Source organism: Chitinophaga chungangae (assembly GCF_017742215.1).
Lineage (GTDB): Bacteria > Bacteroidota > Bacteroidia > Chitinophagales > Chitinophagaceae > Chitinophaga > Chitinophaga chungangae.
Genome location: NZ_JAGHKP010000002.1, coordinates 398,710 through 425,078 on the forward strand (window position 1 = coordinate 398,710; position 26,369 = coordinate 425,078).

The 26,369-nt window shown below is 54.2% G+C and carries 23 protein-coding genes; 12 read left to right on the forward strand and 11 right to left on the reverse strand.

What is annotated here, in order from left to right:
• Positions 1-14 precede the first annotated feature (14 nt).
• The 8 genes from J7I43_RS09650 to J7I43_RS09685 all read left to right on the forward strand — a co-directional run bounded on the left by J7I43_RS09650 (position 15) and on the right by J7I43_RS09685 (position 6,666).
• Complete coding sequence (locus J7I43_RS09650; RefSeq protein WP_209145462.1) at positions 15-665, forward strand: DUF47 domain-containing protein; 651 nt, start codon at positions 15-17, stop codon at positions 663-665.
• 17 nt (positions 666-682) lie between these two features.
• Complete coding sequence (locus J7I43_RS09655; RefSeq protein ID WP_209145463.1) at positions 683-1,696, forward strand: inorganic phosphate transporter; 1,014 nt, start codon at positions 683-685, stop codon at positions 1,694-1,696.
• Positions 1,697-1,821: 125 nt separating this feature from the next.
• Entirely contained in the window at positions 1,822-2,682 is an 861-nt protein-coding gene (gene rfbA, locus J7I43_RS09660) for a glucose-1-phosphate thymidylyltransferase RfbA (protein WP_209145464.1), read from the forward strand.
• Positions 2,683-2,693: 11 nt separating this feature from the next.
• Positions 2,694-3,725, forward strand: a complete 1,032-nt coding sequence (gene galE, locus J7I43_RS09665) for a UDP-glucose 4-epimerase GalE (protein ID WP_209145465.1) — start codon at positions 2,694-2,696, stop codon at positions 3,723-3,725.
• 121 nt (positions 3,726-3,846) lie between these two features.
• Complete coding sequence (locus J7I43_RS09670) at positions 3,847-4,809, forward strand: transketolase family protein (RefSeq protein ID WP_209145466.1); 963 nt, start codon at positions 3,847-3,849, stop codon at positions 4,807-4,809.
• 148 nt (positions 4,810-4,957) lie between these two features.
• Positions 4,958-5,509 (forward strand): RNA polymerase sigma factor, encoded by a 552-nt coding sequence (locus J7I43_RS09675; RefSeq protein ID WP_209145467.1) that lies wholly within the window; start codon positions 4,958-4,960, stop codon positions 5,507-5,509.
• 37 nt (positions 5,510-5,546) lie between these two features.
• The gene (locus J7I43_RS09680; RefSeq protein WP_209145468.1) at positions 5,547-6,170 is read left to right on the forward strand and encodes a hypothetical protein; all 624 of its coding nucleotides are present in this window, start codon (positions 5,547-5,549) and stop codon (positions 6,168-6,170) included.
• A gap of 4 nt (positions 6,171-6,174) precedes the next feature.
• Entirely contained in the window at positions 6,175-6,666 is a 492-nt protein-coding gene (locus tag J7I43_RS09685; RefSeq protein WP_209145469.1) for a hypothetical protein, read from the forward strand.
• Between the two features lie 86 nt (positions 6,667-6,752).
• Here J7I43_RS09685 and J7I43_RS09690 read toward each other — a convergent pair whose 3' ends face one another.
• From J7I43_RS09690 to purD, 8 genes are all read right to left on the reverse strand, one after another.
• Positions 6,753-7,499 (reverse strand): MBL fold metallo-hydrolase, encoded by a 747-nt coding sequence (locus tag J7I43_RS09690; RefSeq protein WP_209145470.1) that lies wholly within the window; start codon positions 7,497-7,499, stop codon positions 6,753-6,755.
• A 30-nt stretch (positions 7,500-7,529) separates the two neighbouring features.
• Positions 7,530-9,494 (reverse strand): penicillin-binding protein 2, encoded by a 1,965-nt coding sequence (gene mrdA / locus J7I43_RS09695; RefSeq protein ID WP_209145471.1) that lies wholly within the window; start codon positions 9,492-9,494, stop codon positions 7,530-7,532.
• Between the two features lie 28 nt (positions 9,495-9,522).
• Positions 9,523-10,815, reverse strand: a complete 1,293-nt coding sequence (gene rodA, locus J7I43_RS09700) for a rod shape-determining protein RodA (protein WP_209145472.1) — start codon at positions 10,813-10,815, stop codon at positions 9,523-9,525.
• 5 nt (positions 10,816-10,820) lie between these two features.
• Positions 10,821-12,788, reverse strand: coding sequence for a penicillin-binding protein 2 (mrdA, locus tag J7I43_RS09705; protein ID WP_209145473.1), 1,968 nt, complete (start codon positions 12,786-12,788; stop codon positions 10,821-10,823).
• 27 nt (positions 12,789-12,815) lie between these two features.
• Positions 12,816-13,325: a hypothetical protein gene (locus tag J7I43_RS09710; protein WP_209145474.1), complete on the reverse strand. Its 510-nt coding sequence runs from the start codon at positions 13,323-13,325 to the stop codon at positions 12,816-12,818.
• Positions 13,322-14,227 carry a rod shape-determining protein MreC gene (mreC, locus tag J7I43_RS09715; RefSeq protein ID WP_209145475.1) on the reverse strand — a complete coding sequence of 302 codons (906 nt, stop codon included), beginning with the start codon at positions 14,225-14,227 and terminating at the stop codon, positions 13,322-13,324. The genes J7I43_RS09710 and mreC overlap by 4 nt, the downstream gene beginning before the upstream one ends.
• A gap of 62 nt (positions 14,228-14,289) precedes the next feature.
• The gene (locus tag J7I43_RS09720; RefSeq protein WP_209145476.1) at positions 14,290-15,312 is read right to left on the reverse strand and encodes a rod shape-determining protein; all 1,023 of its coding nucleotides are present in this window, start codon (positions 15,310-15,312) and stop codon (positions 14,290-14,292) included.
• Between the two features lie 151 nt (positions 15,313-15,463).
• Positions 15,464-16,744 (reverse strand): phosphoribosylamine--glycine ligase, encoded by a 1,281-nt coding sequence (gene purD / locus J7I43_RS09725; protein WP_209145477.1) that lies wholly within the window; start codon positions 16,742-16,744, stop codon positions 15,464-15,466.
• Positions 16,745-16,930: 186 nt separating this feature from the next.
• On the opposite strand from purD, the gene J7I43_RS09730 reads away from it, so the two are divergent.
• The 3 genes from J7I43_RS09730 to J7I43_RS09740 all read left to right on the forward strand — a co-directional run bounded on the left by J7I43_RS09730 (position 16,931) and on the right by J7I43_RS09740 (position 21,377).
• Positions 16,931-18,670, forward strand: coding sequence for a peptide MFS transporter (locus J7I43_RS09730; protein ID WP_209145478.1), 1,740 nt, complete (start codon positions 16,931-16,933; stop codon positions 18,668-18,670).
• Between the two features lie 103 nt (positions 18,671-18,773).
• Positions 18,774-20,837: an OPT family oligopeptide transporter gene (locus tag J7I43_RS09735; protein ID WP_209145479.1), complete on the forward strand. Its 2,064-nt coding sequence runs from the start codon at positions 18,774-18,776 to the stop codon at positions 20,835-20,837.
• A 21-nt stretch (positions 20,838-20,858) separates the two neighbouring features.
• Positions 20,859-21,377 carry a hypothetical protein gene (locus J7I43_RS09740; RefSeq protein WP_209145480.1) on the forward strand — a complete coding sequence of 173 codons (519 nt, stop codon included), beginning with the start codon at positions 20,859-20,861 and terminating at the stop codon, positions 21,375-21,377.
• Between the two features lie 55 nt (positions 21,378-21,432).
• Here J7I43_RS09740 and J7I43_RS09745 read toward each other — a convergent pair whose 3' ends face one another.
• Positions 21,433-22,353 (reverse strand): S1C family serine protease, encoded by a 921-nt coding sequence (locus tag J7I43_RS09745; RefSeq protein WP_209145481.1) that lies wholly within the window; start codon positions 22,351-22,353, stop codon positions 21,433-21,435.
• A gap of 119 nt (positions 22,354-22,472) precedes the next feature.
• On the opposite strand from J7I43_RS09745, the gene bla reads away from it, so the two are divergent.
• On the forward strand, positions 22,473-23,408 hold the full coding sequence (gene bla, locus J7I43_RS09750; RefSeq protein ID WP_209145482.1) for a class A beta-lactamase, subclass A2: 936 nt from the start codon (positions 22,473-22,475) through the stop codon (positions 23,406-23,408).
• Between the two features lie 238 nt (positions 23,409-23,646).
• On the opposite strand, the gene J7I43_RS09755 is transcribed toward bla, so the two are convergent.
• Positions 23,647-24,846: a DUF1501 domain-containing protein gene (locus J7I43_RS09755; protein ID WP_209145483.1), complete on the reverse strand. Its 1,200-nt coding sequence runs from the start codon at positions 24,844-24,846 to the stop codon at positions 23,647-23,649.
• A gap of 17 nt (positions 24,847-24,863) precedes the next feature.
• Positions 24,864-26,312, reverse strand: a complete 1,449-nt coding sequence (locus J7I43_RS09760) for a DUF1800 domain-containing protein (RefSeq protein WP_209145484.1) — start codon at positions 26,310-26,312, stop codon at positions 24,864-24,866.
• Positions 26,313-26,369 lie beyond the last annotated feature (57 nt).

Genomic DNA, 26,369 nt, shown 5'->3' on the forward strand with positions numbered 1-26,369 from the left:
AACAACAAACTAATATGGGAGGCTTTAATTCTATTGTGAAACTGTTCATGCCGAAAGACAGGGTATTTTATTCTCTTTTTGAAGACGTGGCGGCTAACCTTGTGGAAATGGGCAAAGTGCTGGTGGAACTGGTGGAAACCAAAGATATGTCTGTCAGAAAAGACAAAGTGAACCTGATCGAGCGGTTAGAGCACAAAAACGATGACTATACCCATCGCATTTTCGTAGAATTGGGCCAGAACTTCATCACCCCGTTCGACCGGGAGGATATCCACTACCTGGCCTCCACGCTGGACGACGTGGCCGATTACATTCACGGCTCCGCCAAACGTATCGATATTTACAAGGTGAACGAGATCAACGACAGCGTGCGCAAGCTCGCCCAGCTGATCAACGAAGGCGTGCAGGAGCTGGCGCGCGCCATCCCCGAATTGCGCACCATGAGCAATATGCGGGTGATCACCGATGCCTGTGTGAAGATCAACAGTCTGGAGAACCATGCGGATGACATCTACGACCGCGCCATTGCAGACCTTTTCGAGCAGGAAAGCAACGCCGTGGAGCTGATCAAGATGCGCGAGATCTATCAGGCGCTGGAAATCGCTACCGACAAGTGCGAAGATTCCGCCAACGTGATAGAAACCATTATCATCAAATACGCATAGCCGCAAACTGCATCCTCATGGCTTTTTTAGTAGTAATCATCATACTGGCTTTCATTTTTGATTATATCAACGGTTTCCACGACGCGGCCAACTCCATCGCCACCATCGTGTCTACCAAGGTGCTCACGCCGTTCCAGGCGGTATTGTGGGCGGCCCTTTTCAATTTTGCGGCCTTTTTTGTTTCCAAATACATTTACGGGGAGTTCAAAGTGGGCAATACCATCGCGAAATCAGTGTTCGAGCAGTTCATCACCCTCAAGGTGATCTTCTCCGGCCTGGTGGCTGCCATCGCCTGGAACCTGCTTACCTGGTGGTACGGCATCCCTTCCAGCTCTTCCCATACGCTCATCGGCGGCTTTATCGGCGCTGCCGTAGCCAACGCCGGCGGCTCATTCGACGTGATCAACTATGCCAAAGTATTGCCCACGGTGTATTTCATCGTACTGGCACCCTTCATAGGGATGGTGGTGGCTTTCATCATTACGGTCATTATCGTCAATATCTGTAAAAGAGCCAATCCGTACCGCGCGGAAAACTGGTTCAAACGCCTGCAGCTCGTGTCTTCGGCCGCCTTTTCGCTCGGCCACGGCGGCAACGACGCGCAGAAAGTAATGGGCATCATCGCGGCGGCCATGGTGGCTCACGGCGGTATTCCGGGGGTAAAAACCATTACCGACGTGCCGGACTGGGTGCCTTTCGCCTGCTTCACCGCCATCGGCCTGGGCACGCTCAGCGGCGGGTGGAAGATCGTAAAGACCATGGGCACGCGCATCACCAAGGTAACCCCGCTGGAAGGCGTTAGTGCCGAAACAGCGGGCGCCATCACGCTGTACCTCACGGAATCTTTCGGCATCCCGGTGAGCACCACGCACACCATTACCGGTTCCATTATCGGCGTAGGCGCTACCAAACGCCTCTCCGCCGTTCGCTGGGGCGTAACGGTGAACCTGCTCTGGGCCTGGATCCTGACCATTCCCATCAGCGCATTGCTGGCGACCGGTGTATACTTCGTCGTAAATCTCTTTATTTAAGCCCCGGTGGGTTAAAATATTGGAAGCCGCCCTGCCCGGGGCGGCTTTTTTGCTGGTAATAACAAATTGTTTATGGCAAATTGCGCTAACCACCTATTTTTGTGCCTCCAAATCGTTGAAGATCCATGAAAGGAATAATCCTGGCAGGAGGGTCCGGTACCCGGCTGCACCCCATCACGTATGCCATCAGTAAACAGATCATGCCTGTGTATGATAAGCCCATGATCTATTACCCGCTTTCGACGCTGATGCTGGCCGGTATACGCGAAATCCTGATCATCAGCACTCCCCACGACCTGCCCGGCTTCCGGCGGCTGTTCGGAGACGGCAGCCAGTTCGGCCTGAAACTTTCCTATGCGGAACAGGCAGTGCCCAACGGCCTCGCCCAGGCTTTTGTGATCGGGAAGGAATTTATCGGGAAAGACAATGTGGCCCTGGTATTGGGAGACAACATCTTCTACGGCGCCGGCCTCGGCACGCAGCTGGCCAACAATACGCAGCCTGACGGCGGTATCGTGTACGCCTACCAGGTGTCTGACCCGGAACGTTACGGCGTGGTCGAGTTCGATGAAAATATGAAAGCCGTGAGCATCGAGGAAAAACCGGAAAAGCCCAAATCGCACTATGCCGTTCCCGGGCTGTATTTCTACGACAACGACGTGGTGGCCATCGCTGAAAACCTTCAGCCCAGCCCCCGCGGCGAGTATGAGATCACCGATGTGAACAGGGAATACCTCCGCAGGGGGAAACTCAAAGTATCCATCCTGCCGCGCGGCACCGCCTGGCTGGACACCGGCACCTTCGATTCCCTGATGCAGGCCTCCCAGTTCGTGCAGGTGATCGAACAACGCCAGGGCATTAAAGTGGCCTGTATCGAAGAGATCGCCTTCCGAAAAGGATTTGTGGACAAAAAACAACTGGAAGAACTGGCCAAACCGCTCGTAAAAAGCGGCTACGGCGCTTACCTGATGAACCTGATAAAATAACGCTCTATATTATGCAAAAAGTCCTCGTTACCGGAGGGTGCGGATACATCGGCTCGCATACCATCGTAGACCTGATCAACAACGGATTCGACGTGGTATCGGTAGACAGCAACATCCGTTCCTCCACCCAGCTGCTCGAAGGCGTGGAAAAGATCACCGGTAAAAAAGTCCGCAATTACAAAGTAGACCTCTGCAACCTGGAAGACACCCATGCCGTTTTCCACGAAAACCGCGACATCGTGGGCGTGATCCACTTCGCGGCGCTCAAAAGCGTGGGCGAATCGGTGAACGATCCCCTGTTCTATTTCCAGAACAACCTCACCTCGCTGGTGAACGTACTGAAATGCATCAAGGAATTCAACGTTCCCAACTTCGTATTTTCTTCTTCCTGCTCGGTGTACGGCAATACCGCCGAACTGCCCGTGGTGGAAACCACCCCGCTCGGCGAGGCGCAATCGCCCTACGCCCGCACCAAACAAATGGGCGAGCAGATCATTGAAGATTTCAGCCGCGTGAACAGCACGCAGAACATCCTGCTGCGTTACTTCAATCCCGTGGGCGCGCATCCTTCCGCGCTGATCGGCGAGCTGCCGCTGGGCAAGCCAGACAACCTGGTGCCCGTGATCACGCAGGCCGCCATCGGCAAACTGCCGAAAGTGACCGTGTTCGGCACCCACTACCCCACCCGCGACGGCTCCTGCATCCGTGATTATATCCATGTGATGGACATTGCCAACGCCCATACCAAGGCGCTGCAATACCTGCTGGACAAACGCAATACGCAGAACCTCGAAGTGTTCAACCTCGGCACCGGCACCGGCGTAACCGTGCTGGAAGCTATCAACGCTTTCGAAAAAGTCTCCGGCCAGAAACTGAATTACGAGCTGGGCGCCGAACGCCCCGGCGACGTGATCGCGATCTACGCCAACAACAGTAAAGCCCGCAAGGAGCTTGGCTGGGAGCCGAAAACAACCATTGAGGAATCGATGCGCACGGCCTGGCAGTGGGAAGTGGCGCTGAGAGACAGGGTTTTGAACAATTAAATTCGTCCGTTCATACCCGTTTTTTTTAAAGGGCGGATGGAACTCAGGGTTCCCGGACAAAAATTCGTCACCCTACGTTTTTTATTTTATTAGCTTTGCGGCTTATAAATCTATCGGCATTATGGTAAAAGATATACAAGTACTGAACGAAAAGGAAACCCGCGGCGGATTCGGCGAGGGCATCCTTGAAGCAGGCAGGAAAAACCCCAACGTGATCGCACTGACGGCGGACCTGCTGGGATCTATGAAACTCCAGGCGTTCATCAAGGAATTTCCCGACCGCTTTGTACAATGCGGCATCGCCGAAGCCAATATGATCGGCGTGGCGGCAGGCATGACCATCGGCGGAAAGATCCCGTACACCACCACTTTTGCCAACTTCTCCACCGGCCGCGTATACGACCAGATCCGCCAGAGCGTGGCGTATTCCGGTAAAAACGTGAAGATCTGCGCTTCCCACGCGGGCCTTACCCTCGGGGAAGACGGCGCCACCCACCAGATCCTGGAAGATATCGGCATGATGAAAATGCTGCCCGGTATGACCGTGATCGTGCCCTGCGACTTCAACCAGACCAAAGCCGCCACCATAGCCATTGCAGACTATGAAGGCCCCGTATATCTCCGTTTTGGCCGCCCGAAATGGCCGAATTTCACCCCCGAAGGCCAGAAATTCGAGATCGGGAAAGCGCAGGTGCTGAACGAAGGAACAGACATCACCCTGTTCGCCTGCGGCCACCTGGTTTGGAAATGCGTGGAAGCCGGCCGCATCCTCGAAGAAAAAGGCTATAGCGTGGAACTGATCAATATCCACACCATCAAGCCGCTGGACGAGGAAGCAGTGCTCAGGTCCATCACCAAAACCCGCTGCGCGGTAACCGCCGAAGAACATAACGTGCTGGGCGGCCTGGGAGACAGCATCGCGCAGGTAGCGGCCCGCCACCTGCCCATCCCCATCGAATACATCGGTACTAAAGATACCTTTGGCGAAAGCGGCAAACCCACCGACCTGCTTAAAAAATACGGACTGGACACTCCCCAGATCGTGGAAGCGGCCGAAAAAGCCATCGCCCGTAAAAAAGGTTAAAATTTATAAAGGCATTAAACCTTGCACGGAAAAAACCATCCTAGTGATGGTTTTTTCCGTTTACGGGCACCATTCCGCGGATATTGGTATATTTATATATGATCCATACCTCCGTTCACGGATACATCAACACACTGTTTAACCGCCTATGGCAGTAACGCAAGAAGATAAAGAACTACTAGCGCTTTTCAGGGAACCGGATACGAAAGAAAAGGGATTTACGCTTATCGTGCGGAAGTACCAGGAGAGATTGTACTGGCATGCCAGGCGGCTGGTGATAGATCACGACGACGCCAACGACGTGCTGCAGAATGTATTCATCAAAGTATGGAAGAACCTGGAGAATTTCCGGGAAGACGCCCGTTTATACACCTGGCTTTACAAGATCGCCACCAACGAATGCCTCACTTTCCTGGAGCAGCTGAAAAGGAAATCCGCCATTTCGCTGTCCGACGTGGAAACGGGGCTTGCCAACAAATTGCAGTCAGATCCGCATTACGATGTGGCCAAAATAGAATGGAAATTACAGAACGCCATCCTCAGCCTGCCTGAAAAACAGCGGGCCGTGTTCAGCCTTCGTTATTACGACGAAATGCCATATGAAGAAATGAGCCGCGTGTTGGATACTTCCGAAGGCGCGCTGAAAGCCTCTTACCATCATGCGGTGAAAAAGGTCGAGGAATTTTTGAAAAATAACTGATTATTAAACCATCGGGGAGAATAAACGTCTTAATGATATGTCACCCAAAGGAAAAGATATAGTGGTAGAGTTGGGGCAGATCGCTCCGGAAATGGGGCCGCTGGGCCACCCGCCGGATTTCGACCTGCCACCTGGGTACTTCGCCGGGTTCCCGGGGCAGCTGATGTCCCGCATCCGGGAGCTGGAAAATGCCGCGGAAGTGAATGCGGAACTGGAAGAATTGTCCCCCATGCTCGCCGCCATTCCCCGTAAAACGCCCTACAACGCGCCCAAGGGTTATTTCGACGGGCTGGCGAAAGGCCTGGTGCAGAACAGGGAAGCGGAGCCGGTCGTGAAAATACTCCCGCTCAACAAACGCATCAAATTATTCAAACGCTGCCTGGTGGCCGCCGCTGTCGCGGGCATCGTAAGCGTGGGCGCGGTGTTTATCGCCCGGGAATATTCCGGCAACGCGCTGGACCGCCAGCTGGCGAAGATCAGCGACCAGGAGATCGTGGATTTTTTACAATATCATACAGACGATTTTGATAATGAGAATATCTTTACCAATGTTTCGCTGGACGAAGAAATGCCTTCCGTATTGCCCGAAGAGCTGACCAACGAAGAGATAGACAAAATGCTGGAAGAAAATCTTTTACAGGAAATCCCTTTTAATCAATGACAGAATGATGCGACGTAAGCTGATATGGATCGTAGCGGCGTTTCTCTCCATGGTATCGCTGCCCGCTGCCAGCCTCCTGGCGCAGGACGCGCAGCAGGAAGATGCCGCCGCCAAACAGGATAAGGTAAAGTCGCTGGAGATCCTTTACATCTCCAAAGAGCTCGACCTTACCCCCGAAGAAGCACAGAAATTCTGGCCGGTGTACAACAAATATTCCAAGGAAGTGAACCAGCTGATCGCCGAGCGCAGGAAAAAAGCGAAAGAGCTGAAAGGCGTGCCCCGTACGGACGCTGTGGCCGAAGAAGCCATGGATAAGGAACTGGGCTACGAAAGAAAAATGCTCGACATCCGCACCCGTTACAAACAGGAATTCATGAAAGTGCTCCCCGCCCGGAAGGTTAGCAACCTCTACCGCGCCGAAAGAGAGTTCAGGGGCATGATGATCCGGCAATTAAAGGAAAGGAAAGACAACCGCATGATGCGGCGTCACAAATAACCAGAAGTAATTATCATCAATAAATAAGTAGGAAAAAATGCCAGGCCGGCCCTTCTGAGCCGGCCTCTTCATGTATAGTATTTTTCCTAAAAACGTGTAGTCGGCAACTTGGTATCGTGGTAAAAAAGAAAGGTCCAGCCTTCCGCCTTTCCCCGCTCCATGTACTGCTGGCGCAATTCCATCGCCTTTTTCCCGTCCGCGTCGTATTTGGCGATAAAACGGCTCCGCATCATGGAGATCTGCGGCGCTTCGTCTCCCCCGAAAAATACTTTATCCTCCCCGTCGTCTATCAAAAACACCTGGTGCCAGGGGCAATGCCCGCCGCTGTGCTCGTAATGGATATACCCGTCTATCGTGCCGTTGCCTTCCGTGAACACCACGTTGTCCCGCTGCTGCAGCAGGTCTACTTCTTCCTTCAGGTAAGATTTGCCGTCGTTAGCGATGGCGAAATCCAATTCCTGGCGGCTTACGTAATAAGTGGCGTGCGGGAAGCTGAGCGAATGCTCACCTGTTACAATGTCTTCCACCGTTACCCCGCCAGCATGGTCCTTATGCAAATGGCTCATCAGCACCTTGGTCACTTCCATGGGATTGATGCCGTTGTCTATCAGGTTCTGGTGCAGCTGCAAAATACCGTCTGCATTGCGGAAACCGAGGCCGGTGTCCAGCAGCAGGATGTCCCTGTCCGTAATCACCAAAAAGGGCTGTATTTCCACGAGCAGCGAGCCGGAGCTGCGGTCTTTCAAAGCATCCCTGTGCTCGTCGAAGGGGATGAATTTCTTGGTTCCGTCTACTGTAAAACTTCCTTCCGAAAGTGGTATGATTCGTGCCATTCCACAAAAATACAGAATAATGGGCTCCTGTTATTTGGAGATGATCTTTCTTAACAGCGCTTCGCCGTCGGCCGCCATATAACTCACGCTGTTGAGCGAATCGAGCCTGGATTTGGCCCTCATTTCGGGGGAAATGGTAACGGAAGCGATCATCTGGTCGAGAATGGGCCTGCGTTTCGCGGAGATCGTGTCTTTCAGGTATTTTTCGATCAGGATGCCGGCGATGGGCACCGCGTAGGTGGTGCTGAAACCGGAGTTCTCCACGATCACGGCTATCGCGATCTTCGGGTTGTCTTTCGGCGCAAACCCGACGAACAGCGAGTGGTCTTTCAGCTGCACGTACTCCCCGTTGATCCGCGCCCCGTTTTCCGCCGTGCCGGTTTTGCCGCATACCGCAATGCTGTCTATCTGCACGCCTTTGGCCGTGCCCCTGGTCACTACGTCCTCAAGGCCCAGCACTATTGAGTTGAACGCTTCATCTGAAATATTGGCCACGCGGTGTTTTTCTTTGTATGTTTTCAGGATGTCCGAATGATCGTTGTCGATGCTTTCCACGAAATGCGGAACGTAATAGTAGCCCCTGTTCGCGATGATGCACATGGCATTGGCCATTTGCAGCGGCGTGAGGCCCAGCAGGCCCTGGCCCATGCCCACGTACATTTCGGAGCAGGAATTCCACCGGCCGGCATAACGGTCGTTCATCCGCGCGGTATCCGGCACGTCGCCCGGTTTTTCGTTGGGAATGTCTATTCCCAGCCTGCGGCCCAGGCCCATGTCGTTGAGATACGATACGAATTTTGTTTGCCCCGCGCCAATGCCGCCCCATTTCCGGTTGTCTACGCATAAACGGTAAAGATGCATGAAATAAGCATTGCAGGAATTGGCGAGCGCGCTGCGCATGTTCGCGGCATGCCCCACATTGCTGTGCAGGCAACGGCTGAAACGCCCGCAAGACCCATACCCGCCGCGGCAGTCGAAACCGAACTCCGGGCCAACGATCCCTTCGTCCAGCGCAATGAGGCCGGTGATGGGCTTGAAGGTAGAGCCGGGAGGATAAGCGGCCTGCACCGCGCGGTTGATCATGGGCGACACAGTATCGGTAAACAGCCGGCCAAGATTTTTTGCCCGGTACGAGCCTGAAAGCAGGTTCGGGTCGTAGGTGGGGCCGCTCACCATCGCAAGGATGCCGCCGGTTTGCGGGTCTATCGCCACAATGCTTCCCACTTTCCCCTTCATCATCTTTTCACCGAGCAGCTGCAATTCAATGTCCATGGCCAGCCGCAGGTTTTTGCCGGCAATGGCCGCCGTGTCGAACTCGCCGTTTTCCAGCGGGCCCTGCGGGCGGTTGAGATTGTCTTTTACGAGGTATTGAATCCCGCGCTGGCCCATCAGAACGGGCTCATACGTTCTCTCCAGCCCCGTCATTCCGATATAATCGCCCTGCTGGTAAGCGCTGTACCTGCCCGTGGTGTCCGCGAGCATGGAAGGTGAAATTTCGCTGATGTAACCGAACACGTTAGCCCCCACGCCGTACGGATAGCTGCGCACCGGCCGCAGCACCAGCTCGAAGCCGGGCTGGAACCGGTACATGCTTTCCTGCAGTTTGCCGTAGGTTTCGGGGGTGAGCAGGCTCGCGAATACAGACGGCCGCACCGGTCCTTCTTTCATGCGCGCGTTGGCGATGCGTTTGATAAATTCTTTCCGGGTGATCGACAATACTTCGCAGAGATAGGCCGTGTCGATATTCTTCACGCTGCGCGGGGTCACCATCAGGTCGTACAGCGCTTCGTTGCGCATTACGCTGCGTCCTTTGCGGTCGTAGATAATGCCGCGGCTGGGGTAGATCACTTTGCGAAGATGCGCATTGGCGTCCGCCAGTTTGGAATATTTTGTTTCGATCACCTGCAGGTAGAATAACCTCGCCACGATGAGGGCCGTCATGCCGAGAAAGATCAGGTAGATCACGCTTTTCCTGGGCTGATTAAAAACAGACATGCAGGTTTCCGGTTAAAAAGATGAAGTTTTAGCGCAGCACCATCTGCCTGTCCGCATCGAGGCGCAGCATGATGAAGATGAGCATGGTAAAGGTCATGAGGGAAGAGCCGCCGTAACTCACCAGTGGCAGGGGAATGCCGATCACCGGGGCAAGACCGATGGTCATGGAGATATTGATGGCGAGATGGAAAAAGATAATACTGGCCACGCCATAGGCATACACGCGGCTGAATGTTGACCGTTGCCGCTCCGCGATGAAAATGATCCGGAAAAGCAGTGCTACGTAGAGGCCGAGGAACAGGATGCTGCCGAAGAAACCGAAATCTTCGCCGACGGTGCAGAAAATGAAATCGGTGCTTTGTTCGGGCACAAAGTCGAGGCGGGTTTGCGTGCCTTTGAGGTACCCTTTGCCCCAGAAGCCGCCGGAACCGATGGCGATCATGCTCTGGCGGGTATTGTAGGTGGCTTTGGGATCGTTCTCTTTCCCCAGCATCACTTCGATGCGGCGCACCTGGTAATCTTTCAGCACCTTGCCGGAAGTGAACGCGAAAGGCACGATCACCATCACGAACGCGGCGCAGAATGCCCATACGCCGATGATCATGGCCAGCCGCGAGCGTTTCCGCCTGATCTCGCGCCGCATAAAATAGATCACCAGCGCGGCCACGCCGGTGAAAATGTACAACAGGATGAATTTATCCACCAGCAAGGCCGACAGTACCAGGATGATGGCCGAAAAGGCGATCACCAGCAAAATACCGGGCAGGCCTTCGCGGAACATCACGAGGAAAAAACAGAAATACACCAGGGCAAGGCCCGTCTCATCCTGTAAAATGATAAGACCGAACGGGAACAGCACCATGGCCGCCGCAATAAGGCGGCTGCGCATTTTGGTGAAATCCGTTTCCATACTCGACAAATATTTTGCCAGCGCAAGGTTGGTACACAGCTTGGTGAACTCGGCAGGCTGAAAACGGAAACCGCCCAGCTCCAGCCAGGAATTGGAGCCTTTCACGCCCGTGCCGATCGCGAGCACCACCAGCAGCAGGAGGATGCCGAATGCATATAAAAGATTGGCCGTTGCGGTAAAAAATTTACTGTCCGTGAGCCAGATGCCCAGCGCCAGCACCATCGACACGCCGAACCACAGCACCTGCCTCGCCCAGTTCTTATTCTGGGAAAGAAGGTTTTGGATCACATTGTCGCCATCACGGTACTCCGCGGCAAAAATGGCCATAAAGCCGATAAATACCAGCGCGAGGTACATCCCGAAAATGGGCCAGTCGATGCCTGCTGTGAGTTTCGCTTGTGGGCGGTTCATTTCTTTTATTTTGAAAGGATTTTTCTTAACAATACATCGCGCTCAGTGGAAGTTATGAACATGTTATTGAGCGAATCTATTTTTGATTTGGCCTGCATTTCCTTGCTCATCGTGGTGGTTTCCATCATTTTTTGCACGATGGGCATGCGTTTGGCGGAGATCGTGTCCGTCAGGTACTTTTCCATCAAAATGCTGGCGATGGGCACCGCGTAGGTGGAGCCGAAGCCCGCGTTCTCCACGATCACCGCGATGGCGATCTTCGGGTTGTCTCTCGGCGCGAAACCTACGAACAGCGAGTGGTCTTTCAGCTGCACCACTTTCCCGTCTATCCTCGCTTTGTTTTCCGCGGTACCGGTTTTGCCGCACACCTCAACGCCTTCGATCTGCGCGCCGCGCGCCGTGCCTTTTGTTACCACGTCTTCCATGCCGAGTATCACGGAACTGAAAGCCTCGTCGGAGATATGTTCCGCCACGGATACTTTTTGTTTGTATTTGTTCAGGAGGGCGGAATTATCGTTGTCGATCGACTGCACGAAATGCGGGATGTAATAGTAGCCCCTGTTGGCGATGATGCACATGGCGTTCGCCATTTGCAGCGGCGTCAATATCAGCTGGCCCTGGCCCATGCCCACGTACACTTCGGAGCAGGAATTCCAGCTGCCGCGGTACACGTAGTTCATCCTTGCCGTATCGGGCACTACGCCGCGCACTTCACCGGGTATGTCGATGCCCAGCCGGCGGCCGAGGCCCATCAGGTTCAGATAGCTGGTCCATTTCGCCTGCCCGTTCACCACGCCGCCCCATTTTTTGCTGTCTACAGACAGGCGGTAGAGGTGCATGAAATAAGAGTTGCAGGAGTTGGCCATTGCCGTGCGCATGTTGGCCGCGTGGCCGGGGTTATGGTGCGTACAGCGGATGTAGCGGCCGCAAAGACCGTAGCCGCCGCTGCAGGGGAAACCGAAGTCCGGCGTTACCACCCCTTCGTCCAGCGCTACCAGGCCCGTAATGGGCTTGAAGGTGGAGCCGGGAGGGTAAGCGGCCTGCACGGCGCGGTTAAAGAAAGGTTTGGTGGTATCGAGGTACAGTTTGTTATAGTTCTGCGAACGGAACGAGCCGGAAAGCAGGTTCGGGTCGAAGGTGGGGCCGCTCACCATGGCGAGGATGCCGCCGGTTTGCGGGTCGATGGCTACGATGGAGCCTACTTTCCCTTTCATCATGGCCTCGCCTAAAACCTGGAGATCGATATCCAGCGCGAGGCGCAGGTTTTTACCGGCCACGGCCGCCGTGTCGAACTCGCCGTTTTCCAGCGGGCCCTGCGGGCGGTTGAGATTATCTTTTACAAGGTATTGAATGCCGCGTTGGCCCATCAAAATGCTTTCATACGTATTTTCCAACCCCGTTCTGCCGATGTAATCGCCCTGCTGGTAAGCGCTGAAGCGGCCGCTGGAATCCGCCAGCATGGACGGTGAAATTTCGCTGATGTACCCGAGGATGTGCGCGCCCGCGCCATAAGTGTAAGAGCGCACGGGCCGCAGCACCAGTTCGAAGCCTGGCTGGAACATGTACATGCTTTCCTGCAGTTTGCCGTAGGTTTCGGGGGTGAGCAGGCTCGCGAATACAGACGGCCGCACGGGACCTTCTTTCATACGCGCGTTGGCGATGCGTTTGATAAATTCTTCGCGGGTGATCGACAATACTTCGCAAAGATAGGCGGTGTCGATGTTCTTCACGTTGCGCGGGGTTACCATCAGGTCGTACAGCGCTTCGTTGCGCATTACGCTGCGGCCCTTGCGGTCGTAGATAATGCCGCGGCTGGGGTAGATCACTTTGCGAAGATGCGCGTTGGCGTCCGCCAGTTTGGAATATTTCGTTTCCACTACCTGCAGAAAAAACAGTCTCGACACGATAAGGGCTACCATACCGAGGAAGATCAGTTGGATCACGCGTTTTCTGGGCTGATTAAAAACAGACATGCAGGTAAAAAATTTAGCTCCGTATTACTACTTCCTGCTGAAAAACAACAGCTCATAAATCAAAATGAGGAACAGGCTGGTTGCTGTGCTCAGCAATATCTTCATCAACAGGTATAAGGGATCGGAAAAACTGAAAACGGACAAACAAAAATAAACAATGTGATGCAACAGCACGAGCACGGATACATAAATGGCAAATTGCGAAGTGCCCATGCTTGTTACGGAAGGCGTTCGCTGCGTGCCTTCAAAGCCGCCCTGGGGTGAAAGGATATTGAGAATGAACGGACGGAGATAAGCGATGAACACGCAGGCCGCGGCGTGTATGCCCATCGTGTCCGTAAACATGTCCAGCGAAAGGCCGAGTAAAAATCCCAGCAGCTGCAAAGCGGGCCGCGGGAGATTAAAAGGCAGCAGCAGCACGAAGAGCATGTACAGCGAAGGGTTTACCAGCTGGTGAATAAGAATCCTGTCCAGCACCAACACCTGGAACAGGATCAATAAAATAAACCGGATGATATTTTTTAACAGTACGCTCATTTTAACAGGTTGCGTGTTGAATCTTCCAGCCTGGTCTGCTCGTCGCGCAGCAGGTTTTCGATCACATACACATATTGCAGGTTGTAAAAGTTGGTCGCGAGTTTGAGGCGGATCGTGTACGCCGTGCTGGATTTGTCTGACACATAAAATGTATCGATATACCCCACCGGCAGGTCTTCGGGGAACACGGCGGAATAACCGCTGGTTACCACCGTATCGCCTTTATGGAGTTTGGCGCTGCGGGGAATATCCTTCATTTGCACATAACTGGCGTTCATCCCGTCCCAGCCTACGGTGCCGGTTTCGCCGGAGTTGCGCAGGCGAGCGCTCACGCCGAAGTTGGAAGAATTGCCGGTGCCGCGGCTTTTGTACAGCAGCGAGATCACCACGGCGTAATTTTCGCTTACGCTGCGCACCACGCCCACTACGCCGTTCGGCCCTATCACGCCCATGTTGGGGCGCACGCCGTCTTTACTGCCGCGGCGGATGGTGATGGTATTGATCTCCTGGTTCACGGAATTGTTGATCACTTTGGCTTCGCGGTAGAGGAACTTGCGCACTTCGGTGCTGAGCACTTTGCGGGCCGTATCGTTGCTGTATTTGCGGAGCGTGTCGAATTTGATCACTTCGGTAGTATCCCGGATATCGTAACTGGAGGCCAGTTCGTTGTGCAGGCGCATGTTTTCCGTCACCAGGCTGTCGTTGGTGGCTTTGAGATGGAAATAATATTGTACGTCGTTGTACTTCGTGTAGATCTTGCCGCTTACGCCGTTGGCGGAATTGAGGTATACCGCACGCTGGTGGTTGTTCGTTCTGAATACGAAAACAAAGCAGATCACTTCCAGCAGCAAAAACAGAAAGAAGTTGAAATACCGCCTTAAGAAAATGATCAGGTTGCGCACTGGATACTAGTCTAAGGATTCCGGATTTCACCCCGGGACTGCGCCCCGGGGCGTAAATGATTTTATTGCATCAGGAAAGGATACTTGCCGATATGTTTCAGGGCAATGCCGGTTCCCCTTACCACCGCGCGCAGCGGATCGTCTGCCACATGCACGGGCAGCTTGATCTTTTGGCTGAGGCGTTTGTCCAGCCCGCGCAGCAAAGCGCCGCCGCCGGTGAGGTACAGACCGCGGCGGTAGATGTCCGCCGCCAGTTCCGGGGGCGTTGTTTCCAATGCTTTCAGGATGGCTTCTTCGATCTTGAAGATGGATTTATCGAGGGCTTCGGCTATTTCCTGGTAAGATACCATGATCTGTTTGGGGATGCCGGTCACAAGGTCGCGGCCGTTCACCGGGATCTCGTCAGGCGGATTGTCCAGCTCTTTCAGGGCGGAACCGATGCCGATCTTGATCTGCTCGGCCGTTCTTTCACCGATCAGCAGGGAATGGTAGCGGCGGAGGGCTTCCATGATATCCGCCGTAAATTCGTCTCCCGCGATACGGATGCTCTGGTCGCACACGATACCTGCGAGCGCGATCACGGAAATACCGGTGGTACCGCCCCCGATATCGATGATCATGTTGCCGACAGGCTCTTCAACGTCTATGCCTATGCCGAGGGCCGCGGCCATCGGTTCATGAATGAGGTATACTTCCTTGGCGCCCGCCTGTTCGGCGGAATCACGCACGGCGCGTTTTTCCACTTCCGTGATGCTGGACGGGATGCAGATCACCATTTTCCAGCTGGGCGCAAATAAAGGCTTCTTGGGATACACCATTTTGATAAGCTCGCGGAGCATACCCTCTGCAGCATTGAAATCCGCGATCACACCGTCTTTCAGCGGACGGATGGTTCGCAGGTATTCATGCGTTTTCTCGTGCATCATCATCGCCTTTTTGCCTACGGCAACGATCTTGCCACTGGCGCGTTCTATAGCAACAATGGAAGGCTCGTCGACCACCACCGAATCGTTGTGGATAATCAGCGTGTTGGCGGTTCCAAGGTCTATTGCAATCTCCTGAGTTAAAAAGTTAAAGAAGCCCATGTTTTGATACGGTCAAAAATATTTGAATGCAAAAATGAATAATTCTAACGAATATACGAGACAATTATTGGATTATTCAACAGATATACAGAAATAAATGAAAGAAATGCTTTATGCATATTTCAGCTCTCCCTGAACCCCTACGGAATGGTTAACTAACAAATTCGTAACCAATGTCCCGCCTGTAGTACTTACCCTCGAACGATATACGCGCTGCTGTTTGTTTTGAATGCGCCAGCGCAACCTGCAAATCGCTTGCCAAAGATGTGACGGCCAGCACCCTTCCGCCGCTGGTGAGCACCTTTTCTCCCTCGGCTTTTGTGCCCGCGTGAAACACCAGCTGGTCTTTGGCCGGCTCCGGTATGCCCGTGATCTCTTTACCTTTTTCGTATGCTTCGGGATAACCGCCGCTTACGAGCATCACGGTAGTGGCGGCTCTCGGGTCTTCAAACACTTCGAATTTACCCAATTCCCGGCCCGGTACCGCTGCGAACAGCTCCAGCAGGTCGTTCTGCAGGCGCGGCATCACCACTTCGGTTTCGGGGTCGCCCATGCGGCAGTTGTATTCGATCACGTACGGCGCGCCGTTTACGCTGATGAGGCCGAAAAAGATGAAACCCTGGTAAACGATGTTTTCTTTGGCAAGACCTTTCACCGTGGGGCGGATGATCTGTTCGTCCACCTGTTTCATAAAGACCGCATCCGCAAACGGAACGGGAGACACGGCGCCCATGCCGCCGGTATTAAGCCCGGTATCGCCTTCGCCAATGCGTTTGTAATCTTTGGCAACGGGCAGCAGTTTGTAATGTTCGCCGTCCGTAAGCACGAACACGGAACATTCGATGCCCGTGAGGAACTGTTCTATCACCACTTTCCGGCTGGCGTCGCCGAATTTGGCGGCCTGGATCATTTCGGTGAATTCCTGCACCGCTTCGTCGTGATCGGAAGTGATCACCACGCCTTTGCCCGCCGCCAGGCCGTCGGCCTTCAGTACGATGGGCAGGGAATGCTGGCGCAGGTAAGCCACGCCTTCTTCGAAATTACCGGCGCTGAACTCGCGGTAAGCCGCGGTGGGTATGTTGTGGCGGAGCATGAACTCCTTGGCGAAAGCCTTGCTGCCTTCCAGTTTGGCGCCTTCGGTGGAAGGGCCGATCACGGGAATGTGCTGCAGTGCTTCGTCCTGCCTGAAATAATCGTAAATGCCGTTTACCAGCGGTTCTTCCGAACCAGGCACCACCATGGAAATTTCGTTGTCCAGGCAAAAATCGCGGATAGCCGCAAAGTCGCTCACCGCCATGTTCACATTCGTGCCATGCTGTGCGGTGCCTGCATTGCCGGGGGCAATGAAGAGCTTCGAGCAAGCCGGGCTTTGTGTCATTTTCCAGGCCAGGGCATGTTCCCGGCCGCCGCTACCTAACAGTAAAATGTTCATAATGGATTGAAACGTAATAAAATGAGGGGAATCTCCGGTGTAGAACGTGAGGTAATACCCGCGGAAAATTTTTGCAAAGTACGGTCAAAAAAACCGGTTTTTTCATGTGGATACCTGATTTTCTTTAACTTGCCGACCTTAACTGTATTTTAAACCTCTAAACTGCTTATTCAAAACTAACCATTTATGAATACAACAACTGTTGCGCCAGGGGTGGAAACCGCTGTGCAGAAAGGCCATCCGAAAGGATTGGGCGTTCTGTTCGCCACCGAGATGTGGGAGCGATTCAACTTTTACGGCATGAGGGCCATCCTCACCCTATTCCTTGTAAATGCACTGGCTTTTACGGATTCCGAATCTTCCATCATCTACGGCGGCTTCCTGGGCCTCTGTTACCTTACGCCTATGCTCGGCGGCTATATTGCCGACCGTTTCCTCGGCAACCGCGCTTGTATCATCCTGGGCGGTTTCACCATGTCCGTCGGGCAGCTGTTCCTTTTCGTCAGCGCATTCCTCTATGCCTCCAATCTCGAAACGGCCAAACTCGTAATGTGGTCGGGCCTTTTCATACTGATCATCGGCAACGGTTTTTTTAAACCCAACATTTCTTCCATGGTGGGCCAGCTGTACCCGAAAGGAGACAACCGGCTCGATTCCGCGTTCACCATCTTCTACATGGGCATCAACGTAGGCGCCATGCTGGGCATGACCATCTGCCCGCTCCTGGGCGATGTGGTGCTCAATGCTAATACAGCTAATGAAGTGCGCGTGGTATCCGCCTTCAAATGGGGCTTCCTGGCCGCGGGCATCGCCATGTTGCTGGGCACTGTGCTGTTCTTTTTCCTGAAAGACAAATACGTGGTAGCGCCAGACGGCAAACCTGTCGGCGCAAAACCGACCTTTAATAACGCAACACCGGCTGTCGGCGCGGAAGCCGAGAAAGCCAAATTCACTACCAGCGCGGTGATCACGGTGGTAGCCCTCATGGTGGTGCTGTTCTTCGGCATTCATTACCTGAGCCTCGACAGTACTGCTGCGGTGCAGAACCCCATCAAAGTATGGATCTATCCTTTCATCTACGCGGCGGGTATCAGCCTGGCAGTGCTGATCCTTACCGATAAATCCATCACCAAAATAGAACGCGACCGCATTCTCGTGATCTATGCCGTGGCTTTTTTCGTGATCTTCTTCTGGGCCTGTTTCGAGCAGGCGGGCTCTTCGCTGACGTTCATCGCCGACCGGCAGACGGACCGTACCCTCTTCGGCTGGAACATGCCGCCCAGCTTCGTGCAGAACGCCAATTCTTTCTTCATCATCATTTTCGCAATACCGCTGAGTTTGATCTGGATGGCTCTCCAGAAAAGAAAGCTGGAGCCCATCTCTCCCGTTAAACAATCCATGGGCCTGGCTTTGCTGGCTATCGGCTCGCTCATCATCGGGCTGCAGGTAAAAGGCCTGGGCATGAACGAAAAACTCGGCGTGATCTGGCTGATCGTGATGTACCTGTTCCATACGCTGGGCGAGCTTTGCCTCTCTCCCATCGGGCTGTCGCTGGTGTCTAAACTGGCGCCCCTCCGCTTTTCGTCGCTGCTGATGGGCGTATGGTTCCTCTCTAACGCCTCCGGTTACGCACTGGCGGGCACTTTGGGCACCTTGCTGCCGCCTACCGGCGATAAATTCGAAGTGGCGGAGAAAAACGGCATCGCCCTGCAATCCATCCTCGATAAAACCATCACGCCTACGGCCGAACAGCTGGCTACGATGAAATCGCTCAACCTTCCCGCGCATTACCCTTCATTCCTGGGCTTCTCCATCCATAACCTCTTCGAGTTCTTTATGGTAATGGTGATTTTGCCGGGCGCCGCGGCCGTGCTGCTGTTCCTGATCTCAGGGCTGCTGAAAAAGAAAATGCACGGTGTGCGCTAAGGCTTTGTGCCGACCGTTTTTTTAAAATATTTAAAAGGAGCAGGTGATCGTCCCCTGCTCCTTTTTACTTATATTTAGGAAATTTATCTTATATACAACCTGTATGTCTGACAATAAATTCAAGCCATTTGTAGCGCCCGATATGATGATGAAAGAGCTCACCCTGAAGAGCATCCTGCTGGGCTGCATCGCGGGCGTGATCTTTGGCGCGGCCACCGTATACCTGGCCCTGAAAGCGGGGCTCACCGTATCCGCTTCCATTCCTATTTCCGTGATCGCCATTACGCTTGGGCGGCGGTTCTTTAAAACAACCATTCTCGAAAACAATATTATCCAGACCACCGGGTCCGCCGGCGAATCCATCGCTTCCGGCGTGGTGTTCACGCTCCCCGGCTTCCTGTTCCTTTCCGCGGAAAGCAACGGCGAGGATTATTTCAGCTACATGACCATCCTGATCCTGGCCATTTTTGGCGGCATTCTCGGCACGCTGATGATGATACCGCTGCGGAGGTCGCTGATCGTAAAGGAGCATGAAACCCTTCCCTATCCGGAAGGCACGGCCTGCGCTTCCGTTCTGAAAGCGGGGGAAAAAGGTGGCAATTTCGCCAAAACGGCCTTCCAGGGCCTGGGCATCGCATTCCTGTACGCTACGCTGCAAAAAGTGCTGCACGTTATTTCCGAAGCGCCGTCTTTTATGACGGCCCAGGCCAATAAAGTGTTCCCTTCCGCCAAACTGAGCGGCGAGATCACGCCGGAATTTATGGGCGTGGGCTACATCATCGGCCCCCGGATCTCCGGCGTGCTGGTGGCGGGCGGCGTACTGGCATGGCTTTGCCTGATTCCTTTGCTGGCTTCGCTGGTGCCGCCCGACGTGATCGCCATGCAGCTCGTGAAGCTGAAAATGCTCGCTTCCCTGGCTACGCCGGGCGCAAGCGGCAACGGTTTCTGGGACCCGGTGAACCATACTTTCGGCGATTACAGCACCGCCATTTACCAGGCCTACGTAAAACAGATCGGCGCGGGCGCGGTAGCGGCAGGTGGTTTCATCACCCTGCTCAAAACCATTCCCACCATCATCTCTTCTTTCAAAGAAAGCATCGGTTCAGTAAAAGGCGGTACGGACAAAGCGCCCGCCATCCGCACCGAGCGCGACCTTTCCTTTAAAGTGGTGATCATCGGCAGCATCCTGCTGGTATTGCTCATGGCCGTTTTGCCGCAGCTGCCGGGTGATTCTATCTGGCAAAAATTACTGATCGGCATACTCGTTGTGATCTTCGGAGCGTTCTTTGTGACAGTGAGCAGCCGCATCGTAGGGCTGATCGGCACTACGAACAACCCGGTTTCGGGCATGACCATCGCCACCATCATGGGCACCTGCCTGATTTTCATCGCCGTAGGCTGGACGGGCAAAACCTACCAGCCCATGGCCCTGGTAGTAGGCGGCATGATCTGCATCGCGGCGGCCAATGCCGGCGCCACTTCGCAAGACCTGAAAACGGGCTTTCTTGTGGGCGCCACGCCGCGCAGCCAGCAGATTGCGCTTTTTATCGGCGCCATCGTATCTTCGCTCGTGATCGGATGGACGGTGCAGCTGCTGGACACGCCGACGGAGGAAATGGTAAAGAGCGGCATTCACCACGCCATCGGCACAGCCGGGCTTTCCGCCCCGCAAGGCACGCTGATGGCCACGCTCATCAACGGCATCCTCGACGGCGACCTGGACTGGCAATTTGTGCTGGCAGGCGTTTTCATCGCCGTTACCCTGGAATTGTGCGGCATCAAATCCCTGTCCTTCGCGGTAGGCGCATACCTTCCGCTGGCTACCACGCTGCCCATCTTTATCGGCGGGCTTATTCGCGGGCTGGTGGACTGGAAACAAAAACGCTCTGGCATTAAACTGAGCGCTGAAGAAGAAGAGCTGGGCAAAGGCGCCCTGTTCGCCACCGGGCTGGTGGCGGGCGGCGCAATCGCCGGTGTGATCGTGGCGGGATTGTCCGTCAGAAAAGACGTGCAGGACGGCCTGGCATCCATCAGCGCCGAACCGGGCATTTCGCAGATGATCGGCGAAACCGGTTACAAACTGCTCGGCGTCGCGTTCTTTGCCGCAATGGGATACATGCTGTATCGCATCGGAAGGCAAAAACAGGCGTCGCTGGATAAATTGTAAAACTTAAAAACGCATATACCTATGCCCGTAAAAACCTCCTTTTTAGCCATAGTGGCCGCTATTACCATGCTGGCGGCATGCACGGGAAAGGAACAGTCGGAAGTAGAGCCCAAACGCAGGTTCATTTCATTTAAAATGGACGGAAAAGTGAACCTTTCCGAACAGTCCAACCGCGCGTATTACACGCCCGGCAATACGACAGACGCCGACCCAGGCAACGACCAGGCGCTGATGCTCATCACCGGTTACACCTACAACCGGGATGTGGTCAACATCCGTTTGTCCGGCACCGGCCCGGAGCTCAAGCCCGGCATATATTCCAACACCATTCCCGGCACGCTGATGGCCATGGAAATGTACCCGAGTTTTGAACTGCTTACCGCGGACAAAGACTACGGCACGCTTACCGTGCAGGTGCTGGGCATGCAGGATTCCGTGATCAGCGCGAGCTTTTCCGGTTCCATGGTCAGCCTCGACGATGGTTCCATCCGCGTGATCTCAGACGGTTATTTCAAAATGAAGTACCAGCAGGCACCATAAAAAAAAGGAGGCGCTTTACCGCGCCTCCTTTTTTGTGCACATATTTCCTTAATAATTACACCGCGATCTTTTCCGCCGGCGTGATCCTCAATTCCACCAGCCGGTTCTGCCGGATCACCCTGATGAACTGGAACTGCCCGATCTTTTCACGGTCCAGCTGCCGGAACAGCGCATCGGAGGTTTCCACCGGCGCATCGTTGAACGATACCACGATATCCCCGTCCGTAATGCCCGCTTTGCCCGCGGGACTGTTGGCTTCCACACCGGTTACGAACAGCGCGCTTTTGTTCTTCAGCTCCAACCCGCTCCTGAGTTTGGGCACCAGGGTGATCTGCTGAAGGCTCAGGCCGAGATAAGCGCGGCTCACCCTGCCGTTTTTCATCAGGTCGGCGGCGATCATTCTCGCCGTATCGATGCTGATGGCGAAACATAGCCCCTGCGCGCCACGGATCATCGCGGTATTCACGCCCACCACTTCACCTTTGTAGTCGATCAGCGGCCCGCCGGAATTGCCCGGGTTCAGCGCAGCGTCCGTCTGGATGAGGCCGTCTATCTGCCGCCCGGTTTCGCTGCGCAGCGAACGCCCCAAAGCGCTCACCACGCCGGCGGTAACGGTATGCTGAAATCCCATCGGGTTGCCGATGGCGATCACCAGCTGGCCGATCTGCAGATCCGAGGCCTGCCCCAGCTGGGCGGGCTGAAAATCATATGCGCTCGACTTCAGGATGGCAATGTCCGTATCGGGATCTTCACCCGTCAAGGTAGCAGGATACATGCTGCCGTCGTGTAACATCACGTTGAAATAACTCCCTTTATGCACTACGTGGGAGTTGGTGAAAAGGTACCCGTCTGACGAGAAGAAAAATCCCGAGCCGGTACCGGTCACATTCCTGTTGGCATCCAGCCGCTCTATTTTTACGACTGACCTGCCCGCGGTTTCCACCGCATGATGGATGATCTGGGAATAAGCATCCATATAACCTCCTTCTTTAATGTCCTTCCCGCTACCAAAAACAAGCCATCCGGAAAACCGGCCAAATTGGCACATAATTGGTTCGCGGAGAACACCTACATTCATTCCTTAATCCACCATTCATGAAACGAATATGTTTAGCCGCCACGGCCTGCCTGGCCCTGGCCGCCTGTTCCTCCCCAACGGCCCGCAATCAAAAGCCGGGAGACAGTGCCATGGCCGCAACAGACAAAACTGCTTCCCTCCGCAAAACGCTCAACAATATCGTGGCGCAAACAGACGGCAAAGTAGGTGTTGCCATCCTCAACCTGGATACGCGGGATACGATCACCCTCAATGATACCGCGCATTTCCCGATGCAAAGCACTTTTAAATTCCCCATTGCCATGGCCGTGCTGAAACAGGTGGACGAAGGAAAACTGCAACTGGACCAGCCCGTGTTCATCGATAAAAGATCGTATTTCAAAACCTGGAGCCCGCTGCAGGATTCCATCCCGGAAGGCAATGCAAACGTGCCGCTCAGCCGCCTCATCAGCCTGATGGTATCGCAAAGCGATAACGTAGCCTGCGACGTGCTGCTCAAGCTCATCGGCGGCGAAGCCGTGGCCAACGATTACATCCACAGCCTTGGCGTGACCGATATCGCTATAGTGGCCGGCGAGCAAAAAATGCACGCCGCCTGGGACGTGCAGTTCGCCAACTGGTGCCGCCCCAGCGCCTACACCCAGCTGCTGGACATCCTGAACAAAGGCACGGCGCTTTCCAAAACCAGCAACAACTTCCTGCTGGGCGTAATGTACGGCACCACCACCGGTCCCGATCGCATTCGCGGGCTGCTGCCCAAAAACGTGCAGGTGGCGCATAAAACCGGCACTTCCGGCGTGCAGAACGGGCTGGCCGCCGCTACCAACGACGTAGGTTTTATCGTGCTGCCCAACGGTCAGAAACTCGCCGTGGCCGTGTTCGTATCGCTTTCCCATGCAGACGAGCCCACCCGCGACAAAGTGATCGCGCAGATCGCGAAAGCGGCATACGATCATGCGTTCTCCGGGAATTGAGCCGCAAAAGGCATTTTAGTATTAGAAAAGCCGGCATTAAGCCGGCTTTTTTGGCGGGTTTACTACAGTTCCATTACGGTATCTCTACCAAAGCCCTACTGAAGCAATACCAAAGCCCCGTTAAAACTCCCGCTCGGACAATACCTGCGGCATAACGGCGGCACATTAGCCATAATGTTATTTTAACAAAAAACCACCCGTCTCCGGGTGGCCTGATATTTCCGAGGTTTTTCAATATCTAAATGAAATCCAACAGCTCGTACTGCTTCTGCAGGATCGCCTGATCGTCTGCCCCCAGCCACTTTTTGAGCAGCGTGGCATATACGTTCTTAAAATCGACCTTGTATTGCAGGTCGCCTTCCTGCAGGTTCACCAGGTCGGGCCCTTCGTTGAGAATGCCTTTCTGCTGCAGGCCGCCGCCGATCAGGAACATGTTGTTGGCCGTGCCATGGTCAGTTCCGCCGCTGGCGTTCTGACCCACCCGGCGGCCAAACTCGGAGAACGTCATTACCAGCACGTCTTCAAAACGGTGGTTCTTTTTCAGATCGGTGGTAAATGCGCCCAGCGCGTCGCTCAGTTGTTCGAAAAGCCGCTGCTGCTGGTTCTGCTGGCCCACATGCGTATCGAAACTGCCGTGGCTCACATAATACACGCTGGTATTGATGTCTGTCATGATCAATTCCGCGATGGTCTTCATATTGCGGCCCAGTTCCGTTGTGGGATATTGTTCCTTGCTTTTGAAAGTTTTGAACTGCTGCTGGATATACGAAGCGGAAGAAATGGTTTCCGCCATTGTTTTGTAGAGATAATCGACGTTGTGATGTTCGTCGTCGTGTTGTTTTTTAGCGAGCAGCTCTTTAAAATACCGGTCGTTGCTGGCGCCGAAGAGCCGCTGCGGATCGGTGAGCGCAAGGCCTTTCACGGCTTCGCCTTTCAGGGCGAGGCTGAGCGTATCGTCTATTTCGAGCGCCTGCGTGGGTTTGTCGCAGCCTTTGCATTGCGCGTCGAGGTAGCGGCCGAGCCAGCCGGTGCCCCAGTAATCGCGGGAATCGCTGGCGCTTTGCCAGATGTCCATCGAGCGGAAGTGCGAACGGTCGGGATTGGGGTAACCCACGCTGTTAAGAACGCCCAGCGATCCGTCGTCGTACAGGCCTTTCAGGCTTTTCAGCGCGGGATGGATGCCCAACTCGTCGTTGAGCGATAAGGCGGCTTCGCGTTTGATGCCCAGCTGCGGGCGCAGTTTGTAATAAATATCGTTGCGGTAAGGGATAATGGTGTTCAGGCCGTCGTTGCCACCGGAAAGCTGCACCACTACGAGCACTTTATTGCCAGGCGGCACCAGCTGCCCCTGCTCCATCGCTTTCAGGAATTTCGGCAACATAAGGCTGGCCGAAGCGAGTGAACCTACCTGTAAGAACCGGCGTCTGTTGATCTGCATAATTCGTTGGATTATGATTAACACAATTGATATTCCGGTGTGCTCATTACATCGATCGTTACGGTTTTGATGTAATTCTCACGGGAAGAGTTATCTGAATATTTTTCCAGTAATTGTTTGTCGATGCCTTTGTTGCGCATCAGCAAAGAGGCGGCGATCTCATCGGCCAGCTTTTCGCGCGGCGTGTCTTTAAAATCTTCCAGGAACGGCTTCCAGTCTACGTTTGCATTTACCTTGCGCGCGTATTGTTTTTTCAGGAATTCGTTCACCTGCATCGTCATTTTATAGTTCTGGCCTTCGCCCATTTCCGGCGTGATCTCTTTGGGCCGGATGTTGAATTCCTGCGAATACAAAATGATCTGCGGCACGCGCATTCGGAACATCAGGCTGGAGCTGTCTATCCAGCTGCGGCCTCCCGGCCAGCCCGCCACGTTCGGCGGATAAAATAATGTTTGCCCCATCACGCGCTGGAACACGAGCATCGCCTCTTCCTGCTCGAACTGCATGGGAATAGAGCGGCGCAGCCCGACGATCAGCTCCACCGGGCTTTTGATGCGGCTGCCGATGTGTTGCCTGTCGTAAAACCAGTCCGCCATAAATATCTCCTGCATCAATCCCCTGATGTCGTAATTCGACTGGTAAAATTTCGCGGCCAGCTGATCGATGCGCGCATCGTCTTCGGTTTCGTTGACGAAATAACGCCAGATCTTCGCGGTGATGTAACGCGCCGTCTGTTTTTGTTCCAGCAATATTTTGATCACATCGTCGCCGTCGAACATGCCGGTTTTGCCGAGTATGGTCTTGCTGCGTTCGTCGTGCAGGTTCTTCCGGAAACGGAATTGTCCCATTTCGTCGTAACCCCATCCGGTAAAGGCTCTTGCGGCTTCTTTGATGTCTTTTTCGGTGTAATTCCCGCGGCCCATGGTAAACAGTTCCATCACTTCGCGGGCGAAGTTTTCGTTGGGGCGTTGTTTCCGGTTCTGCTGGTTGTTGAGAAAAGCCAGCATGCCGGGGGATTTGGACACTTCGGTGAGCAATGTGCCGAAGTTTCCGAGACCGTGCTGCCGGATCACCTGCAGCAGTTGCTGGTTGAACAGCACGTTTTGCGTACGGCAGGCGAAATGGCCGTGCCAGAACAGCGCCATCTTTTCCTGCAGCGGGTGACCGCTGTTGATCATGGCGTGCGTCCACATTACGTTGAGGTCTTTTACGCCGTTCACATTCATTCTTTGCACGGCTTTGCGTTCTTCGGCGCCCATGTTGCGCTGGCGGCGGTAATCGGGAAGGTCTGTTTCGTCAACGACCTTGATGGTTTCCGGGGTGATGTCGGCGGGGCCCAGTACTATTTTCCGCACTACTTCCTTCCTGCGTTTCTTCGCCCATGAACGTACTTCGGCGGGATTCGCGCCAAAACCCGCTCTCCAGCCCAGGTGTTGTAATTGAATCTGTTCGGGAACAACAGCCATATGCTAAAAATTTTGAGTAAGTAAGACGGTTGTTTAAAGACATAGTTTAACGATGCT

What these genes read in the sequence shown, in the direction of transcription:
- mrdA (WP_209145471.1), bottom strand. Translation starts at nt 9,494, where the DNA reads ATGTCTGTTTTTAATCAGCCCAGGAAAAGCGTGATCTACCTGATCTTT.
- J7I43_RS09735 (WP_209145479.1), top strand. Translation starts at nt 18,774, where the DNA reads ATGTCTGACAATAAATTCAAGCCATTTGTAGCGCCCGATATGATGATG.
- J7I43_RS09755 (WP_209145483.1), bottom strand. Translation starts at nt 24,846, where the DNA reads ATGCAGATCAACAGACGCCGGTTCTTACAGGTAGGTTCACTCGCTTCG.
- J7I43_RS09710 (WP_209145474.1), bottom strand. Translation starts at nt 13,325, where the DNA reads ATGAGCGTACTGTTAAAAAATATCATCCGGTTTATTTTATTGATCCTG.
- J7I43_RS09690 (WP_209145470.1), bottom strand. Translation starts at nt 7,499, where the DNA reads ATGGCACGAATCATACCACTTTCGGAAGGAAGTTTTACAGTAGACGGA.
- bla (WP_209145482.1), top strand. Translation starts at nt 22,473, where the DNA reads ATGAAACGAATATGTTTAGCCGCCACGGCCTGCCTGGCCCTGGCCGCC.
- J7I43_RS09720 (WP_209145476.1), bottom strand. Translation starts at nt 15,312, where the DNA reads ATGGGCTTCTTTAACTTTTTAACTCAGGAGATTGCAATAGACCTTGGA.
- purD (WP_209145477.1), bottom strand. Translation starts at nt 16,744, where the DNA reads ATGAACATTTTACTGTTAGGTAGCGGCGGCCGGGAACATGCCCTGGCC.
- J7I43_RS09655 (WP_209145463.1), top strand. Translation starts at nt 683, where the DNA reads ATGGCTTTTTTAGTAGTAATCATCATACTGGCTTTCATTTTTGATTAT.
- J7I43_RS09745 (WP_209145481.1), bottom strand. Translation starts at nt 22,353, where the DNA reads ATGGATGCTTATTCCCAGATCATCCATCATGCGGTGGAAACCGCGGGC.
- J7I43_RS09740 (WP_209145480.1), top strand. Translation starts at nt 20,859, where the DNA reads ATGCCCGTAAAAACCTCCTTTTTAGCCATAGTGGCCGCTATTACCATG.
- J7I43_RS09730 (WP_209145478.1), top strand. Translation starts at nt 16,931, where the DNA reads ATGAATACAACAACTGTTGCGCCAGGGGTGGAAACCGCTGTGCAGAAA.
- rodA (WP_209145472.1), bottom strand. Translation starts at nt 10,815, where the DNA reads ATGAACCGCCCACAAGCGAAACTCACAGCAGGCATCGACTGGCCCATT.
- J7I43_RS09680 (WP_209145468.1), top strand. Translation starts at nt 5,547, where the DNA reads ATGTCACCCAAAGGAAAAGATATAGTGGTAGAGTTGGGGCAGATCGCT.
- rfbA (WP_209145464.1), top strand. Translation starts at nt 1,822, where the DNA reads ATGAAAGGAATAATCCTGGCAGGAGGGTCCGGTACCCGGCTGCACCCC.
- J7I43_RS09685 (WP_209145469.1), top strand. Translation starts at nt 6,175, where the DNA reads ATGATGCGACGTAAGCTGATATGGATCGTAGCGGCGTTTCTCTCCATG.
- J7I43_RS09675 (WP_209145467.1), top strand. Translation starts at nt 4,958, where the DNA reads ATGGCAGTAACGCAAGAAGATAAAGAACTACTAGCGCTTTTCAGGGAA.
- J7I43_RS09650 (WP_209145462.1), top strand. Translation starts at nt 15, where the DNA reads ATGGGAGGCTTTAATTCTATTGTGAAACTGTTCATGCCGAAAGACAGG.
- mrdA (WP_209145473.1), bottom strand. Translation starts at nt 12,788, where the DNA reads ATGTCTGTTTTTAATCAGCCCAGAAAACGCGTGATCCAACTGATCTTC.
- J7I43_RS09670 (WP_209145466.1), top strand. Translation starts at nt 3,847, where the DNA reads ATGGTAAAAGATATACAAGTACTGAACGAAAAGGAAACCCGCGGCGGA.
- galE (WP_209145465.1), top strand. Translation starts at nt 2,694, where the DNA reads ATGCAAAAAGTCCTCGTTACCGGAGGGTGCGGATACATCGGCTCGCAT.
- J7I43_RS09760 (WP_209145484.1), bottom strand. Translation starts at nt 26,312, where the DNA reads ATGGCTGTTGTTCCCGAACAGATTCAATTACAACACCTGGGCTGGAGA.